Annotated in this window: 13 protein-coding genes; 10 read left to right on the top strand and 3 right to left on the bottom strand. The window is 41.6% G+C overall.

All coding sequences use genetic code 11. From position 1 onward, the window contains the following. Positions 1 to 17: 17 nt before the first annotated feature. The gene (locus DXK30_RS12955; protein WP_240314045.1) at positions 18 to 662 is read left to right on the top strand and encodes a type II toxin-antitoxin system death-on-curing family toxin; all 645 of its coding nucleotides are present in this window, start codon (positions 18 to 20) and stop codon (positions 660 to 662) included. A gap of 146 nt (positions 663 to 808) precedes the next feature. On the opposite strand, the gene DXK30_RS00575 is transcribed toward DXK30_RS12955, so the two are convergent. Then, on the bottom strand, positions 809 to 1,477 hold the full coding sequence (locus DXK30_RS00575; protein ID WP_114700008.1) for a hypothetical protein: 669 nt from the start codon (positions 1,475 to 1,477) through the stop codon (positions 809 to 811). Between the two features lie 202 nt (positions 1,478 to 1,679). Here DXK30_RS00575 and DXK30_RS00570 point away from each other — a divergent pair, with 202 nt between their 5' ends. From DXK30_RS00570 to DXK30_RS00555, 4 genes are all read left to right on the top strand, one after another. Next, positions 1,680 to 2,171: a hypothetical protein gene (locus DXK30_RS00570; protein ID WP_227670744.1), complete on the top strand. Its 492-nt coding sequence runs from the start codon at positions 1,680 to 1,682 to the stop codon at positions 2,169 to 2,171. Between the two features lie 1,309 nt (positions 2,172 to 3,480). Further along, positions 3,481 to 4,746: a tyrosine-type recombinase/integrase gene (locus DXK30_RS00565; protein ID WP_114700007.1), complete on the top strand. Its 1,266-nt coding sequence runs from the start codon at positions 3,481 to 3,483 to the stop codon at positions 4,744 to 4,746. A gap of 212 nt (positions 4,747 to 4,958) precedes the next feature. Continuing rightward, on the top strand, positions 4,959 to 7,739 hold the full coding sequence (gene ppc / locus DXK30_RS00560; protein WP_114700006.1) for a phosphoenolpyruvate carboxylase: 2,781 nt from the start codon (positions 4,959 to 4,961) through the stop codon (positions 7,737 to 7,739). A gap of 257 nt (positions 7,740 to 7,996) precedes the next feature. After that, positions 7,997 to 9,163 carry a TauD/TfdA family dioxygenase gene (locus DXK30_RS00555; RefSeq protein ID WP_114700005.1) on the top strand — a complete coding sequence of 389 codons (1,167 nt, stop codon included), beginning with the start codon at positions 7,997 to 7,999 and terminating at the stop codon, positions 9,161 to 9,163. A gap of 222 nt (positions 9,164 to 9,385) precedes the next feature. Here DXK30_RS00555 and DXK30_RS00550 read toward each other — a convergent pair whose 3' ends face one another. Together DXK30_RS00550 and DXK30_RS00545 are read right to left on the bottom strand one after the other, a co-directional pair. Beyond that, entirely contained in the window at positions 9,386 to 9,838 is a 453-nt protein-coding gene (locus DXK30_RS00550; protein WP_114700004.1) for a hypothetical protein, read from the bottom strand. Positions 9,839 to 9,999: 161 nt separating this feature from the next. Further along, complete coding sequence (locus DXK30_RS00545) at positions 10,000 to 10,935, bottom strand: hypothetical protein (RefSeq protein WP_114700003.1); 936 nt, start codon at positions 10,933 to 10,935, stop codon at positions 10,000 to 10,002. A 226-nt stretch (positions 10,936 to 11,161) separates the two neighbouring features. On the opposite strand from DXK30_RS00545, the gene DXK30_RS00540 reads away from it, so the two are divergent. The 5 genes from DXK30_RS00540 (at position 11,162) to prpC (ending at position 17,013) form a co-directional block, all read left to right on the top strand. After that, a complete protein-coding gene (locus tag DXK30_RS00540) occupies positions 11,162 to 12,187 on the top strand; it encodes a LysR family transcriptional regulator (protein WP_114700002.1) in 1,026 nt (341 codons plus the stop codon). A 284-nt stretch (positions 12,188 to 12,471) separates the two neighbouring features. Continuing rightward, positions 12,472 to 13,758 (top strand): NRAMP family divalent metal transporter, encoded by a 1,287-nt coding sequence (locus tag DXK30_RS00535; protein ID WP_114700001.1) that lies wholly within the window; start codon positions 12,472 to 12,474, stop codon positions 13,756 to 13,758. Positions 13,759 to 14,138: 380 nt separating this feature from the next. After that, positions 14,139 to 15,032, top strand: a complete 894-nt coding sequence (gene prpB / locus DXK30_RS00530) for a methylisocitrate lyase (RefSeq protein ID WP_114700000.1) — start codon at positions 14,139 to 14,141, stop codon at positions 15,030 to 15,032. Positions 15,033 to 15,132: 100 nt separating this feature from the next. Continuing rightward, positions 15,133 to 15,789, top strand: coding sequence for a DUF2059 domain-containing protein (locus tag DXK30_RS00525; RefSeq protein WP_114699999.1), 657 nt, complete (start codon positions 15,133 to 15,135; stop codon positions 15,787 to 15,789). Between the two features lie 96 nt (positions 15,790 to 15,885). Then, the gene (gene prpC / locus DXK30_RS00520) at positions 15,886 to 17,013 is read left to right on the top strand and encodes a bifunctional 2-methylcitrate synthase/citrate synthase (protein WP_114699998.1); all 1,128 of its coding nucleotides are present in this window, start codon (positions 15,886 to 15,888) and stop codon (positions 17,011 to 17,013) included. Positions 17,014 to 17,111: the final 98 nt, after the last annotated feature.

Below are 17,111 nucleotides of genomic sequence, written 5' to 3'. Positions count from 1 at the left end.
AGCGCTTACGTGAATACTTGGTACAAGGCTATACGCTCAATCAACAGCGCTTCGATAAAAACTCTATTGAATTGCAACAAGCGCTAAAACTAATCAAAAAAACGGCACAAAGTCCCGAGCTTAGAACCGACGAAGGTCGCGGACTGGTTGAGATTATAAGTCGCTATACGCAGACGTTTTTATGGTTACAGCGCTATGATGAAGGTTTACTGGATAGTCCTGCAGGACAAGATGGTGGTGTCTTACCCAGTACGACTGAGGCGATGGCAGCGCTAACTGATTTGAAAGCGCAGCTGATAGATAGGGGTGAGGCGACTGAATTATTTGCTAAACCTCGTGGTGATGGTTTGGATAGTGTATTGGGTAATTTACAACAAACGGTCTTTGGTGAGCCTGCGTACCCAACTATCGAGAGTAAAGCGGCACATCTACTGTACTTTATGGTAAAAAACCATCCTTTTACTGATGGTAATAAACGCAGCGGCGCTTTTTTGTTCGTGGATTTTTTACACCGTAATCACCGACTGCTGAATGATAAAGGCGACATGGTCATCAATAATACCGGGCTTGCGGCATTAACCTTATTAGTCGCTGAATCTGACCCCAATCAAAAAGAAACTTTGATCAAGTTGATTATGAATATGTTGTCGTTAGAAGGCTAATAAACAAGCTTGTCATCAAAAACCAAGCAACATAAGTTGTAAAATATATCTTAATATTTGAATATATGGTATTTATAATCAGATGGCGTAGGCTGCCAATTTAAACAAGCCTTATAAAAGTAGTCAGTCAATCGTTTCTATACACTCTAAACCGTCCATTGGTCATTAATAATCGCCACCAGATAACGCTTGCCTTGATACTCATCAAATACCAAGCGTAGTACCCGCCAGTCCATACCATCATACTCATCCGTGCCTTTATAATAAAACTCTACAACGTCTGACGCTTGGTATATTTCTTTCAAGTTGTTGATAGAATTACCGTTATTTTTGAATTCATTGACATTGATACTGGCACTATTGAACTTTTTACCATCCACCCAAGTATCCAGATAAGCAGGCAACGGCGTTACCAATAGGTCGCCAGTACCGTCTTTTTCGCCCCAAGTAAATTGGATGTTAGACTGCTGTAAATACTGTGCAAATTGCCCACGACTAAAGACTTTATCTGACTCAGGCCGTACATAAGCGTACATCGAAAAACGAACGCCACGTATTGGATGGATGTCATTAGTGATTCTAGAAAAGTCCTTATTTCCCAGTGCGCGCTGTATACGTAACGCTTGCTGCCTAAGGGTTTGCTGACTGATATCAGCATTACTAGGCGTTGACGAGATACTGGTTGGTTGAGATACAATGGCTTCACTAGACTCAGAAGCAGACTGGCAACCCGTAGCAGCTAGCGTGAATAACAGAAGGCTGCTAGAGGCTAATGTCGCAGATTTTTCCTTAAAAAAAGCAGGTAACGTCATCATAAAATCATCCTTAGCACAGTTTATAGCGAAAGAAATATCGCTATAAACTGTCATGGGAACCGGTAAAAAATACCATAAAAGCGATATGTAATCGATATTTTGGTAAGTAAACCTGAATGATACGATAATACAGCAGAGTCCGAATATAGGTATGATGTAATAGTCGGTAACACTTATAGGATAAAAGCTCGCAGAGAATAAAATGCCAACATATAAATCGCTGACATTACTATTGACCATAGGACTGATGCCTGTCGGTCACGCTATAGCGGATGTATCAAAAGTAGATCAGAAAAAAAATGCCATGTCTGATATCAAGATTGCGACCATCACAAAAATGTACCAACAGGATATTGATGACCAAGGTATGAGTCATCCTGTAGTGCTGCAGCAATACGCTGATGCTGACTTGCAAGAAGCCATGCAACTTGAGCAAGCGTATTTTGATAAAACTCAGACGTCCTGCAATATAGATTACGATGTACTTTGGAACTCGCAAGATCCTGACTATACACAAGACAAGAAGTTTTCAATCACTGATCAAGGTTTGGTTCAGGTCAGCTTGGCGCAAGGTAGCGATATTTATTATGAGTTATCATGTGATGACAATGATAAAGATTGCCAAATCGCAGATGTAATCTTAGATGACGATGGCAAAACGTTGCGTAAGCATTTGCTTGAAACTTGTCGTTAGTAAGATTCTATAACTAATAATAAATCTAATCTAAGGTATAAGAATGATATGGTATAAATGGTTTTGCGCTTAACTGCTAAAACCATTGGTTTGTTTTCGCATAATGTATATTATGTTAAATGAAGTCTATTAAGTCGTAGGCTCAGGTCTTACTAACTATAGAATCATGACGATCATGCATTTCTGATACTGCTAGGTATAAACATCCTACTAAACTGTTTAGCTCTCGCCGACTAACTCTGTCCTGTCTAATTTAACGGAATCTTTTGGATGATAGCTCACACCTGTTGAGGTTTACTCTTCATAATTTTCATGGGTGCATTATTTCATCAGTTAATTTTAACTTTTGCTGAATGGTAGAACTTGGACTCAATATATAACTGGTTATCAATACTCTATACTTCGCTAAAATACTAATGGCTATGTCCAAATGCGTTATTAGCTTTTTATTCGATATGATCATGGCTATTCGTCTGCGATAGTTTATTTATTATCTATGTCCGCGGGTTAAATCCTTAATATAGAAAAGCTAATCGCCTATTTTTGATAACCATCGTTTGTGTGGCTAGACATCTACTAAGATTACCAACCTATATCTAATTGCAAAAACTCAGCCAGACGTTATAACTCCTTCGAATATTTCTAATCTTATCTAACCTTCAAACTCTATGTCCAAGTCATCACATATAATCTTTTAAATTTAAATCATAGACAGATTGTTAAATCATTAGAACTGACGCTATTTTCTTTTGCGTAGCGATAAATTTCATCTACCCACAAACAGCAGTTCTCTATTTATTATTGCCAAGCTATTTTTAAGATGAATGAGCTATCTATTGATATTTTTTAATATATTCAGCCTTTCGTTATATATTTTCTATAAACCCCTCAAAATTGGTGCATTCTGAATTTGCACATAACAGTACTATGACCCTGATTTTTATATTCTGTGCGAGTACAGGAGCATGTGTTTTGTAGAGAATATGCTCAAACCCTTGCCGAATCAATCATGGACACCATAATCGCATTTAACTATGTACCGAAATAACTGGTAGAAATGCCGTGTAACCCTTTCAGCGCATGGCCTACTCACTATTTGGTCACTATGCTATAATTATCCCCAAGTGAACCTTGGGAATAATTAAGTATTAAAACTATTATTCTATAAGTCTTTAATAATAATATTAGCGAACACCAGTGTCCATGACAGTGTCCAATACTTCTGTATTTTTCTATAGAATAGACTTTTTATAAGTCATCAATCATAAACCTATCATGAACCTTAATTATCATATTACGGATATACATTATGGCTATCGACACTGCAAACGATATCAACAAGCTAGAATGCCGAGACAAAGATTATTCTGTCAGCGTCTCGGGTGTGGCTGGCTTAAGTCTTCGTATTTATCCAAATGGCAAAAAGGAATACTACTTACGTTATTCCCATCCGCATATCGAGGGCAAACGCCCTAGGATGATGTTGGGTAAGACTGAGGATGTCAGCCTCCATGAGGTTAAGTATAAAGCAGACACCATTCTTGATATGGTCGCCAAAGGCTCTGACCTAAAAGCTATCCAGCAAAAAGAGCAAACCAATAAATATACTCACCTAAAAAACGCACCATTTTCTGAGATTGCAAAAGCATGGCGAGAACACAAAACAGCAGGTCGCAATCAAAGTAAATCTAAAAAACCGTCATACAGTGACTCCACCCTCAAGTTTTGGGATTTATGTCTCGGATATATGTGCCAAGAAATTGGTGATTTAAGAATGGACGATATCACCAGTGAGATGATACTGAGTGTGTGCGAGTCGATTCAAAACAATGAAAATCAAGCAACTTTCGTTGGTGCAAGCACTCGTCTATATACTGAAAAAGTGTTTTCATTTGCTGTTGCTCGAGGGTTGTGCGATAGAAATGTGGCAATTGATACCCGTGGTGAGCTTGCACCTGCCAATTCAGGCAATCACTTGCCAGCCATCACCAAACCAGATCAATTTGCGACGCTTCTAAAAGATATGTCTGATTTTAGAGGTGCAAGCAAGATCACACTAGAGGCTATGAATTTATTACCTTATGTGTTTGTACGTAGTATCGATCTGCGCTCGATGCGTTGGGATGACATCGATTGGGACAATAACACATGGGCATTCTCCCCGACCAAAGGCGAAGGTCGTGACGATATGGTCTCGCACTTAGTTGTTCCCTTAGCCACGCAAGTGATTACGCGATTACGAAACATTCAGTCAATTACTGGGCATAAGGAATATGTATTTGCCTCGATGCGCGGTTCAAGCAATGCCTATATCAGTAAAGCGACGTTGGTACAGATATTCCATCGGCTTGGATACAAAGATGTGCAGTGTGCGCATGGATTTCGAGCATCCGCTAAAACTTTGCTCATGGAACAGCCTGAGCTACGCTATTCAGATATCGTCACAGAATTACAGCTAGGCCATCGAATCAAAGACACACATGGTGGGGCTTACAACAGACTCGATGAAATCGATACTAGGGTACAGATGATGCAAGATTGGGCAGATTATATAGATAATCTTCGGAGTCGTTAGAGAAATAACCTAAATAAGCTTTGTCTGATGACTGCCGAAAAACAGACTTAGCCATATATTAGTAATAGTGTCATAAAGGTTGATTAGCAAAAAAGTTGCTATCAACATCAAGCAGGCCTCACCTATTTATGTTAAATTGCAAAAAACCATAAGGATATTACGTATAAGATAACCATAGTATTGTATCCACTCATTTGATAGGAAGGTTGAAGATGGCACTAGATAACAACGTACTACGTAAACGCACCAGCTTGTTGGGTTCATTATTAGGCGATGCTATTTCTCGCCAATCTGGTGAGCAGACGCTAGATACGATTGAGACGCTGCGCAAAGGCTTTATTCAACAGCGCCGTGAGCCGAATGAGGCGCATAAACAGCAGCTTATCGATTTTATTGCTTCTTTGGATAATCAAACCTTAAAAAACGTCATACGCGGCTTTTCTATCTATTTTTTCCTAGCCAATCTAAGCGAAGAGAATTATTTGCGTGAGCAGCGTCATGCGCAGCGTATGCAGTCTGAGCAAAGCTGGGAAGGGTCATTTCGTCGTACCTTGCTTGAGTGTCGTGAGCGCAATATCGAGCCTGTTCAAATGCAAGAGTTGATTGATCAGCTAAAGTTTACACCTGTATTTACGGCGCATCCTACCGAAGCACGTCGCCGTACCACGATGAATATTTTACAAAGTCTATTCACACATAGTGATGCTTTAAATAACGTCTCTGAAAACAGCTTTGCCTACGAGCAAGCCAAAGAGCAAACTGCGCAAACGATTGATCTATTATGGTCTTCTGATGAAGTACGCACCCGTAAGCCATTGGTATATGACGAGATTAATAACGGTCTGCATTATTTTAACGCCAGTTTATTCAATGCCATTCCTAAAGTATATCGTAATATCAAAAAAGCCATTGTCGATATCTATCCGGAGCTTACAGACTATCCACTGCCTGCCTTTATGAGCTTTGGTTCATGGATTGGTGGCGATAGAGATGGCAATCCTTTTGTGACTTTTGAGACCACAGAACTTGCCGTATTGATGCATGCGGATACCGTGCTGCGTCACTATCAAGTACTACTCAAAAAACTGCGTCGACAGCTGATTCATAGTGACACCATTGTCACCGTTTCACCTGACGTCTATACCAAAATCAAAAGTTATGATGAGCTCGATCAGCGTGTGTTTGACTATAACCTCGATGACTATGGCAATGAGCCTTATCGTCGCCTGCTCTCTATCATTCTGACTAAAGTTAAAGCCACCAATCGCCGCATTCAAAGCAAAGGCACGGATGTCGAAGCTGAAAAAGATGCCTATGCCAATCCAGAAGAATTACTAGAAGACCTGCGCATTATCCGTCAAAGTGTCAATACACACGATACGGCACACGCAGAAGGATTACTGCTAGATGTCATTCGTTTGGTCAAAACTTGCGGCTTTCATTTGGCGGCGCTCGATATCCGTCAAGAGTCGTCATACCATGGCGAAGTGATTGCAGATATCTTTGCTAGTGCCTCCAACCTGCCTGATTATCAGACGTTAAGCGAAACCGAACGTCAAGAATGGTTGACGCGCTTGCTAGAAAAACCAGGCACGCCGCTTATCTATACTGATAACCTGACAGACAAAACGCGTGAACAATTGTCACTGATGAATTCGGTCGCTACTCTACGCAAACTGGTGGGACAGGCTACTTTTGGTAGCTATGTGATCTCGATGACCAATAATGCTAGCCAGCTACTAGAAGTATTGCTGTTCATGCGGTTTGCAGGCTTATGCAGAATTGATGACGAAGGTCAGTTGTCTGCTGATTTGCCAGTTGCACCATTGTTTGAAACCATCGAAGATCTCAAAAATATCGATAAAATCTTGCCTGCCGTATTAGATAATCCACTGTATCGTGGACTGCTACGGAACACGGATAACACGCAAGAGATTATGCTGGGTTATTCAGACTCATCAAAAGACGGCGGCATTATCACCTCTGCATGGCAGCTTTATAGTGCACAGCAAACCATTAATAACATTGCTGAGCAATATGGTATCAAAACGCGATTATTCCATGGTCGTGGCGGATCTGTGAGCCGTGGTGGCGGATCAACGCACAAAGCCATTGCGGCACAGCCAGCTGGTACGTTACATGGTCAGATTAAAGTGACCGAACAAGGCGAAGTACTTTATGCTAAGTATGCCAATACGGATACCGCTGTGTTTGAGCTGACCATGGCGATCACGGGTACACTAAAAGCCTGCTCGACAAGGTTTGTTGTACAACCGACTGAGTTGCCAGAGTATGAAGCGCTGTTTGCACGCTTAGCGGATGCAGGTGAACAACGCTATCGCGAGCTAACCGATCATACCGAAGGGTTTTATAAATTCTACTCTGAGGTCACCCCAGTACAAGAAATCTCTTTATTAAACATTGGCTCACGTCCTGCCCATCGTAAAAAAGGCCTACCAAGTAAGACTACCTTGCGAGCGATTCCTTGGGTATTTGGCTGGTCATTGGCACGCTTTACCCTACCTGCTTGGTATGGCGTTGGTAGTGCGCTAGATAGCGTCAAAAAAGACGAAGCATTGATGAAAGAGATGAACAAACACTGGCCTTTCTTTAGCGTGTTTATCAGTAATATCGAGATGGCTTTTACCAAAGCCAATATGAATATTGCCGAGGCCTATAGTCAACTGTGTGATGATGAGCCGTTACGCGAAAAAATCATGACAGCGGTCACCGATGAATATACGCTGACCAATTCAGGATTAAACTCTCTGCTTGAGCAAGACTCTTTATTATCCAATCAGCAAAACCTTGCCTCATCTCTGCAATGGCGCGACGCTTATCTAGACCCGATTAACTATATCCAGATTGAGCTGTTGAAGCGTGCTAGACAACAGGACACCCCGAACGATTTGGCACATGGCGACCTTAATGTAGAAGATCCATTGATCCGTAGTATCAATGCGCTGGCTGCAGGGTTACGTAATACTGGTTAGGGTAGCTTTTCGATAATTAGCCTTCAGATAAACAGAACGCTCCTATTAATTGTCGCTAAATATTGAGGTTTCGTTCACGGAGCCTCAAATTTTTTAAAACCCTTCAAAAAATAGCACACTAAATCCAAATCACAATTTAGTACTGCATTGATTGATATTACCTATTAGGTGATTCGTAATTCATTGTTTGAATAACCGATCCGAACAAGATACCGTAAAATATATTTTTAATTCATCTATATGTAGGGTCTGCTCCAATGGAAACGCCTCAATCAACACCATTTCTAGACGTATTAGTAAAAAATGACTACCAAATAGAATCCGTTGCGCTCATTGACCACGCCATTCAAATACGCTGGAATGATGGTGTCGGCAGTACGTACCACTATATCTGGCTGCGTGATAACTGCCCATCGGCTTTTCATCCGCACACTGGCGAGCGTAGCTTTGATTTGCTGAGTGTCTCAAAAGATATCCATCCACTCTCTGTCTCTTTTGATGATACAACGCTAACGATTGAATGGTCAGAACAAGCGCATATCAGCCACTTTGATCAGAGTTGGTTACGTGAGTTTGGGTATTCTAGTGCATTGGCCAAGGATCATAGCAGTCCTTATGAAAGTTGGGATGGCACGTTTATTGACCACATTCCGATGTATGACCAGCAGAGCATCATGACCAGTGACAGCGCTTTATATGAGTGGATGAGTGCGCTGGATAAATATGGGCTTACCATTATTAATAATATGCCAGATGACTCTGACGCTGGTGTACAGACCGCCATGCGAGTTGATTATTTACGGCAGACTAATTTTGGCATGACCTTTGATGTCATATCAGAGAAGTCGCCGATCAATTTGGCTTATACCTCTCTCTCATTACCTTTGCATACCGACTTGCCAAATCAGGAGTTACCTCCAGGCTATCAATTCTTGCATTTTTTGAGTAATGAAAGTATAGGCGGCGAATCTACTTTCGTAGATGGACTAAGGGTGTTAGAAGGGTTAAGAGAAGAGCAGCCTGAGTATTTTCGCTTGCTTGCCGAATATGCCATCCCCTTTCGTTTTCATGACACTGCCCATGATATCCGTGAGCACCACCCCGTCATCAATCTAGACAACTTTGGCAATATTGTCGAAATTAAATACAACGCGCATCTTGCAGATGTTTTTGATTTGCCAAGTGACGTTATGTACGACTACTACCTTGCTTATCGAGAGCTGATGGCTCAATTAAAAGACAGTCGCTATAAAATTGAATTAAAATTAGCAGCGGGTCAAATGGTGGTTTTTGATAACCGCCGAATCCTGCATGGGCGTAACGCATTTGATGAAAATATCGGTGAGCGTCGTCTCAAAGGCTGTTATGTTGACCGCTCAGAATTTAAAAGCCGTTTACGAACCATCAAAAAGCAGCTGGCTTAAAATGATCCGCAAGCTAGCTGATGCTGTGATAAAAATAGAAAGTGCAACGGTTGTCGCTTTCATGGATGTAGTGTTGAGTGCAACAGATGACATACAACAAAGCCTGGAGCACTGACCTCACGCAAAAGCCCCATTTCTCTTATGTTTAGAGAAATGGGGCTTGATGTTATTTAATTACTAACGTATACCTATCAATATAATTTTATAGTGCTAATAGCGGTTCTAATATCTGGATGCACGATATAAGGTTTTATGTGCTTCTATTCTAAAGTCCTCAGCGCTGACAGCAGACGTCATACCAGGTGCACTGTACTTAGCTTGTATAATCTTTTCTTCCTCATGGAATAGCACACTCTGTGCCTCTTGTTTAAAATCATGATAGCTAATGACAGTGTCATTTTTATGATTATCAGTAACTATAGGTTTGCTAGGCTGATTTTGACCATCCAAATGCTGCTGTACAGTCTGATTAGCATTAGCCTCTTTAGTAATATTGCTCACTGTTAAACCATTATTAGTAGGCGACGCTTGAGATAGCGTTGAAGAAATACGGTTAGAAATATAGAAAGTAGTTATTAGGACAATAAAGATTACACTGATGATAGCGAAGATAAGACTGCGTGGTCTAATACTTTTTGACTCAATATTATTATTAACATTTTCTGATTCATTCATAGTTACGTACCATATAATTCATATCATCAACGGTACATAACCGTCTACTTTACATAATGATACGAATTATCTGTTGTATTGCAACATATTATGGTGTGAGCGTCTCGAATAGTTTGATAACGGTTATCTAACTGCCTAAAATAAGTCTCAACCTAACCATTCTAATCACTTGCTTCTCGATACAGTGTGGTCTGTGATTCTTGCCTAAAGTCCTCATAGGTAATGGCTGATTCAGTCTCTGAAGTAAGCTCTATAGGCTCTTCTGCTGGCGTTCCTTTTCCGTTGTTTGGGGCATCCTGTGTTGCTGATTCTAATGGTGTGTCACTATCATTGGTATCAGCAGCTAGCTGATTGTCATCGTTGGTAGCGATTGGCTCAGCGCTAACAACTGGCAAGCTGTCTGTGGCAATTTTAGTCTCTGAACCGCGGTTGTTACTCTCGTCATCAGACGTAGAAGTTGATAAAATCCCTGTAAAAATAAGCATGAATACAATCGCAGCGATCAATAATGATCCAAAAACCATACCAAGGATGATGGGCTGCTTACTGCTTTTCACCGTAGTCTTTGTTTTTGTTACTTCTTCATCGTTCGGTTCTGTTGATACAATCTGAGTATCAAAATCATTATCTCTAAGTATGCTAGGCGTATAAGTCGCTTGGTCAGTAGCAGATAACGATTTTTCTTCGTCACTATCCGCTAAGTGTTGGTCATCTGGATAGTTATCAAATAAAACATTGTCGATATCATCTTTACTAGTAGCATCTTTTGTATTGGATGTATCATTTCTTGTTGCGGGGTTTTGGTTTGAAAAATCAAAGGTGGCATTTGTCGTTATGTTCTCTAGTAACTCTAACGTTTGCTCTTGAGCGCTGCTTTCATCTTTAAATGGCAGTCGCTCTGCTACGTTTTCATTTGTACTGTCCAGTAGCATTGGATCAGCTACTGCGTTATTCTGCTTAGCACCTTTAGAACTGTGCACGCGATCGATAAAACGTTCATAGATATTATTGCTAGAACGTTTGTGCGACTTTTTATTCACTATTTTGGCTAACTCTTTTTCAAAATCAGTGCCACTGTCTTTCTTATCGTCGCTCATAGAATGATACCAAGCCGGTCTATCCTACCGGCATTAAATGACTGCTAAAACGCAGTTATGACTATTTCGTTAGAGTGTAACTACTTTATTAGCCACCAATATAGTTGCTCACATCCCTATCTTCAAGCGTAATTTATTCGATAGTGCTAATATTTGTGCAAATTGTATGAATAATAAAATGAATCAACATTAAAAATATTCTGCGTGCCATAACAGGTTTATTCATATGGATTTAAGACAGCTTAACGCGTTCATTGCTATTGCAGACTTGCGCAGCTTTAGCGCTGCCGCCACTAAGACAGGACTGTCACAGCCGAGCCTGAGTCGCTTGCTAAAACAGTTAGAGACTGACATGGGCGTGGTGCTTATTGATCGCTACCACAGACCACTACATCTGACTGAAGCGGGCAGTTTTTTCTACGATAAAATAAGCACCATATTGACCGAGATTGATACGGTGACCAGTATGACCCAGCGTCTATCAGCACCTAGCAGCGTTTTAAATATAGGTTTTGTGCCCTCAGTGCTATATGGCCTGCTGCCTGAAATTATTGCCACGCTTAAACAGTCTAGCCCTGATATCGACGTTAATTTAAAAGACATTAGCTCATACCAACAAATGGATGCCCTCAAGTCTGGTGAGATTGATATTGGCTTTGGCCGATTTTCCCATCAAGACCCATGGATTCAGCAAATCCTGCTACGTCATGAGCGCTACGTGGTGGCATTGCCAAAATCACATCCGCTTGCCAATGTACGTAAGCAGCGCTTGATAGACCTAGCGAACAATCGCTTAATTTTATACCATCAAACACATTTGCCAGTATCGTCCACGGTGACGACAGAGGCAATGACCCAAGTGAGTGACAAGCTATCTACAAATAGAATCAACCGTGCTGCTACTCATGAAGCAGCACCTAGCGAGCCTATTACTGAGCCTTTACTACATCTATTTGCGCAGTATGGCATCTCACCTTTTATGACTACGACAGTCAGCGATTTGCAGGTAGCATTGGGACTGGTCGCGGCAGGCGAAGGTATTACATTGGTGCCTGCCAGCTTGCAAACCGTACGTACGGAACAGATCAGCTACCAACGTTTGGTTCATGAAAATGTCACCTCCCCTATTTATTTGCATACCCTCAAAGACTTCGTACACCCAAAAATACCTGACTTGCTCACAGCCATTTATCACGTCTACGAACAGCGCGGCATTACTTATCGGCAGCAAAATTTTGTGTCACAGGCCTAAATGGGCAGATATCCGATGAATATTGTGTTATAAAGAACCGCCAAAAATAATTCATTTTAAATATTGATATTATTTTATAAGTATGCTAACTAACAAGAATAGCAATGCAAACAAATAGTAATAATAACTAGAATAATCATTCTCCTAGACAGTGTTGGTGTGATAAAGTCGATACGATGTAAATCGTTTTATATTTAGACGATTTATAGGACGTTCTTTCATGATCATTGGCAAGCTGACACAGGTAAGTGATAATTTGCTGTTTTAACCATTTCGAGGTATTCATGTCCACACAACAACTCAACAACCCAAGTGCCCCTAACGATAGCGTTGCCTCGCAACAAGAGGGCTTTAGCTGGCGCATCTTTGGCCCAGGCATTTTGATGGCGACTGCTGCCATTGGTGGTTCGCATTTGATTTCGTCAACACAGGCCGGCGCTATCTATGGCTGGCAATTGGCCATTATGATTGTATTGGCCAACGTGTTTAAGTATCCGTTTTTTCGCTTTGCAACTGACTACGTCTACGATACTGGCGAGAGTTTGATTGCAGGCTATGCCAAACGCTCAAAGGTATACCTTTGGGTATATTTTATTCTTTCTATCTTGTCAGCGGTTATTAGTACGGGTGCGGTTTCACTTATTGCGGCCGTAATTTTGGGCTTTATGTTGCCAGCCTCACTTGGTCTGTCGACAATGGCGTTATCTCTCATTATCGTCGCGGTCTCTTGGTTCTTTTTGATTGCAGGGCATTATAAGTTGCTCGATGGTGTGACTAAGTGGATTATGATTGCGCTTACCACGGCTACTGTTGCTGCAGTTATCATTGCTGCTGGCAAGCCAACCGTTATGGCAGTAGATTTTGTGGCGGCCTCTCCTTGGAATTTAGCCACGTTAGGCTTCATCGTAGCACTCATGGGTTGGATGCCAGCACCGCTAGAGTTTGCAGCGATTACCTCTATGTGGACCTCTGCCAAAGTCAAAGCAGATCACACCACGCATAGTCAAGGCTTGTTAGATTTTAATGTTGGCTATGCAGTTTCAGCGATATTAGCATTGTTCTTCTTATCGTTAGGTGTGTTTGTCCAGTACGGATCAGGACAAGAGATTGAATTGGTTGGCGGTGCTTATATCAACCAGTTGATCAATATGTATACCGCAACCATTGGTGAATGGTCGAGATTGCTGGTCGCTTTCGTCGCCTTTATGTGTATGTTTGGCACGACCATCACCTGTGCTGATGGCTATGGACGTGCTAATGCTGAATGCTGGCGCCTGCTAAAAGGTGAAAGCGAAATCAATAAAAAGCAGATCGCTTTTTGGACGACCTATGCCATCGGTGGTGGTCTAGTGATTATCACTTTCTTCACAGGACAACTAGGCGCTATGCTTAAGTTTGCCATGATATCGGCGTTCGTTTCTGCGCCTATTTTTGGTTGGTTAAACTACTCATTGGTTAAAAAGCATAAGAAACTGTCAGCAGGTATGAACGCCCTGTCTATCGCAGGCTTGATATTCTTAGCAGGCTTCGCGTTATTGTTCTTGGCCAATATGGCAGGTCTATTTTCTTAAGCTTTTGCTTACTATAAGACTCAGCACTTAACAATCTTATTTAATTATTTAAGCGAAACATAAGCCCTAATAGCCTAGCTGTTGGGGCTTTTTAATGAGTGTAATTATACTAATAAGACAATACACTTTTAGTAATTGTAACTAAATGTAAAAAATAGAAGATTCTAAAAGTTGTGATTTTAAGCAATATGAATACTTATCATAAGAAATTACCAATAACTGCATAATGCTATTTGAATAATGAATACTATTAAATATACTACATTTAATTATTATTTAAATTAAATACTAGCTGATAACCCAAACTTTTCAGGCATGAATAATTGAGTATAATCAACTACAACAATTAGAATATTTTCCCTCCATGTAAGGACAATCATATGACTTCATCTTCAGCAGGCGCGCGCTTTCGCAGTGCCCTCACTCAAAAAAATGATAATAACCAACCATTACAGATTGCAGGCGCCATCAATGCCTATACAGCGATGATGGCGACCCAAGTTGGTCATCAAGCGTTGTACCTCTCTGGTGCTGGCGTGGCCAATGCCTCATTTGGTTTACCTGATCTCGGTATGACCAGCCTTGATAACGTACTAGAAGATGCTCGCCGTATTACCGACGCTGTTGACACACCGCTATTGGTTGATATCGATACTGGCTTTGGTGGCGCATTTAACATCGCTCAAACCATCAGAAAGATGGAAAAAGCAGGCGTCGCGGCAGTACATATCGAAGATCAAGTGGCACAAAAGCGCTGTGGTCATCGCCCTAACAAAGAAATCGTTAGTATCTCAGAGATGGTCGACCGTCTGAAGGCGGCATTGGACGCAAAAACTGACCCTGACTTTGTAGTGATGGCTCGTACAGATGCCCTATCAGTAGAAGGTTTGGACGCTGCTGTTGAACGTGCCGTCGCATTTCAAGAAGCGGGCGCAGATATGATTTTTGCAGAAGCGCTAACCGATATCGAGATGTATCGTAAGTTCACTGATGTACTCGATATTCCAGTACTGGCAAACATGACAGAGTTTGGTCAAACAGATCTATATACCACTGATCAGTTGTATAGTGTGGGTGTGGAGATGGTGCTATACCCCCTATCTGCCTTCCGCGCTATGAACAAAGCGGCATTGAATGTTTATCAGCATTTATTAGATGATGGCACGCAAGACAAAGTCGTCGATACTATGCAGACTCGCATGGAGCTCTATGATTTCTTGAACTATCATGAGTTTGAGCAGACACTAGACAAGCTATTTGCTGATAATAAGTAGTTAACAACTAATAACTGCCAATTAGCAACGCCGAAACGATAAACCATCCCTGTGGACTCTATCGTTTCAAAACCAGTCCTTATTCACCTTTAGGTTATTTATGCCATTTTTTACTGCTCATACGGTTGTCAAATCCTCACTACTTAGTAGCACGCTTGCGGCGCTGTTATTCATGACAGGCTGTGATAAAACACCAGAAACCGTTGATGATACTACCAGTGATACGAGCGAGACTGTTGTTAGCGAAAGCGAAGCTGCAACATCAGAGACTGATGCTCAAAACGATTTGATCATGACGACGATTACATTAGATACCGTCAACAGCCTATTGTTTGCACCAATCATCAATAGCGGTGCGCTCAGTGAAGAGCAAGTTAGTTGCCTTGAGTCGCGAGACAAAGACTTGGGTAAAACCGAAGTCGATCGCTTTTATAAGAGTCAGTTTACCGATGCGGAGTTAAAAGAGTTAGATGACTTTTATACGTCGGATGTAGGGAAAAAACTGCTTGCTTTTGGCAATGAGCAATTACGTGTCATGAATGGCGAAGAAGTAGCAACGCCAATGGCTGACCCTACCCCAGAAGAAATGACTGAGATTCAGACATTTATGGAGTCACCACTGGGTGCCAAATATATGAAGATCAACAATGCAGAAGGCGAAGGCAGCGCAATGGAAGTCTTAAATGGCCCTATTGAAGCTGAATTTGAGCGTTGTAACGTCGATTTAGACGGTCCACAGCCTGAACAGCCTGCATAACGCTAAACTGGCGCTATAGTCAGTCATTAACCAATAAATTTATTATCAGAAACACTGTTTTCACTCAAAAAAGCTACCAACAAAAGGAATGTAAACATGGCAGCACAGAAAGAACTTTCAGGCGCAGGTCTACGTGGACAAGTCGCTGGTAAAACCTCTCTATCTACCGTCGGCAAATCAGGCTCCGGTCTGACCTATCGCGGTTATGATGTATCAGAGCTGGCAGATAAATGTATTTTTGAAGAAGTGGCTTATTTACTGCTATATGGCAACTTGCCTACTCAAAGCGAGCTTGATGCCTATCAAGCCAAACTAAAAAGCTTACGCGGCCTACCACAAGCACTTAAAGACGTGCTTGAACGTATCCCAGCTGATGCGCATCCAATGGATGTGCTACGTACTGGCTGCTCCATGCTTGGCAACCTTGAGACCGAAACTGATTTTGCTCAGCAAAACGATCAAACTGACCGTATGCTAGCGGCCTTTCCGTCGATTATCAACTATTGGTATCGTTTTACTCACGATAATGTACGTATCGAGACCGATACAGATGATGCCACTATTGGCGGACATTTCTTACATTTGCTCAAAGGCGAAAAACCAAACGAGCTACACGAAAAAGTGATGAACGTCTCGCTGATCCTTTATGCAGAGCATGAGTTTAACGCGTCGACCTTTACCGCTCGTGTGTGTGCATCTACCTTATCTGACATTCATTCTTGTATTACTGGTGCAATCGGTTCACTACGCGGACCATTGCATGGTGGAGCGAATGAAGCTGCGATGGATATGATTGAAGGCTTTAGCTCACCTGATGAAGCTGAAGAAGAGATGATGGGTATGTTAGCTCGTAAAGACAAAATCATGGGCTTTGGTCATGCGATCTATAGCGAGTCAGATCCACGTAACGTGGTGATTAAAGGTTGGGCTGAGAAGCTAGCTGCGGACGTTGGTGACGAAGTGTTGTACCCAGTATCAGTACGCTGTGAAGAAGTCATGTGGCGTGAGAAAAAACTGTTCTGTAATGCTGACTTTTTCCATGCTTCTGCCTATCACTTCATGGGTATTCCAACCAAACTGTTCACCCCTATCTTTGTCTGCTCACGATTGACTGGTTGGGCAGCACACGTGTTTGAGCAACGTGCCAATAACCGTATCATTCGTCCAAGTGCGGAATATACCGGTGAAGAGCTGCGTCCTGTACCAGAGATGAGTGCGCGTTAAGTTGATTCCTTTTAAATAGTTATTGTTACGTACTTACTATCAGCTAGCGGCAGTGCTAGCTGATATAGGTATGATGATTGAGCCTTGCTATGAGTTTT

Source organism: Psychrobacter proteolyticus (genome assembly GCF_003350005.1).
Lineage (GTDB): Bacteria > Pseudomonadota > Gammaproteobacteria > Pseudomonadales > Moraxellaceae > Psychrobacter > Psychrobacter proteolyticus.
This window is presented reverse-complemented; position numbering and strand designations above follow the sequence as displayed.

Bases quoted from the DNA above. Each gene is read 5' to 3' on its own strand.
- DXK30_RS00540 (WP_114700002.1), top strand. From the start codon at position 11,162: ATGGATTTAAGACAGCTTAACGCGTTCATTGCTATTGCAGACTTGCGC.
- ppc (WP_114700006.1), top strand. From the start codon at position 4,959: ATGGCACTAGATAACAACGTACTACGTAAACGCACCAGCTTGTTGGGT.
- DXK30_RS00565 (WP_114700007.1), top strand. From the start codon at position 3,481: ATGGCTATCGACACTGCAAACGATATCAACAAGCTAGAATGCCGAGAC.
- DXK30_RS00555 (WP_114700005.1), top strand. From the start codon at position 7,997: ATGGAAACGCCTCAATCAACACCATTTCTAGACGTATTAGTAAAAAAT.
- DXK30_RS00535 (WP_114700001.1), top strand. From the start codon at position 12,472: ATGTCCACACAACAACTCAACAACCCAAGTGCCCCTAACGATAGCGTT.
- DXK30_RS00570 (WP_227670744.1), top strand. From the start codon at position 1,680: ATGCCAACATATAAATCGCTGACATTACTATTGACCATAGGACTGATG.
- DXK30_RS00575 (WP_114700008.1), bottom strand. From the start codon at position 1,477: ATGATGACGTTACCTGCTTTTTTTAAGGAAAAATCTGCGACATTAGCC.
- prpB (WP_114700000.1), top strand. From the start codon at position 14,139: ATGACTTCATCTTCAGCAGGCGCGCGCTTTCGCAGTGCCCTCACTCAA.
- DXK30_RS00550 (WP_114700004.1), bottom strand. From the start codon at position 9,838: ATGAATGAATCAGAAAATGTTAATAATAATATTGAGTCAAAAAGTATT.
- DXK30_RS00525 (WP_114699999.1), top strand. From the start codon at position 15,133: ATGCCATTTTTTACTGCTCATACGGTTGTCAAATCCTCACTACTTAGT.
- DXK30_RS00545 (WP_114700003.1), bottom strand. From the start codon at position 10,935: ATGAGCGACGATAAGAAAGACAGTGGCACTGATTTTGAAAAAGAGTTA.
- prpC (WP_114699998.1), top strand. From the start codon at position 15,886: ATGGCAGCACAGAAAGAACTTTCAGGCGCAGGTCTACGTGGACAAGTC.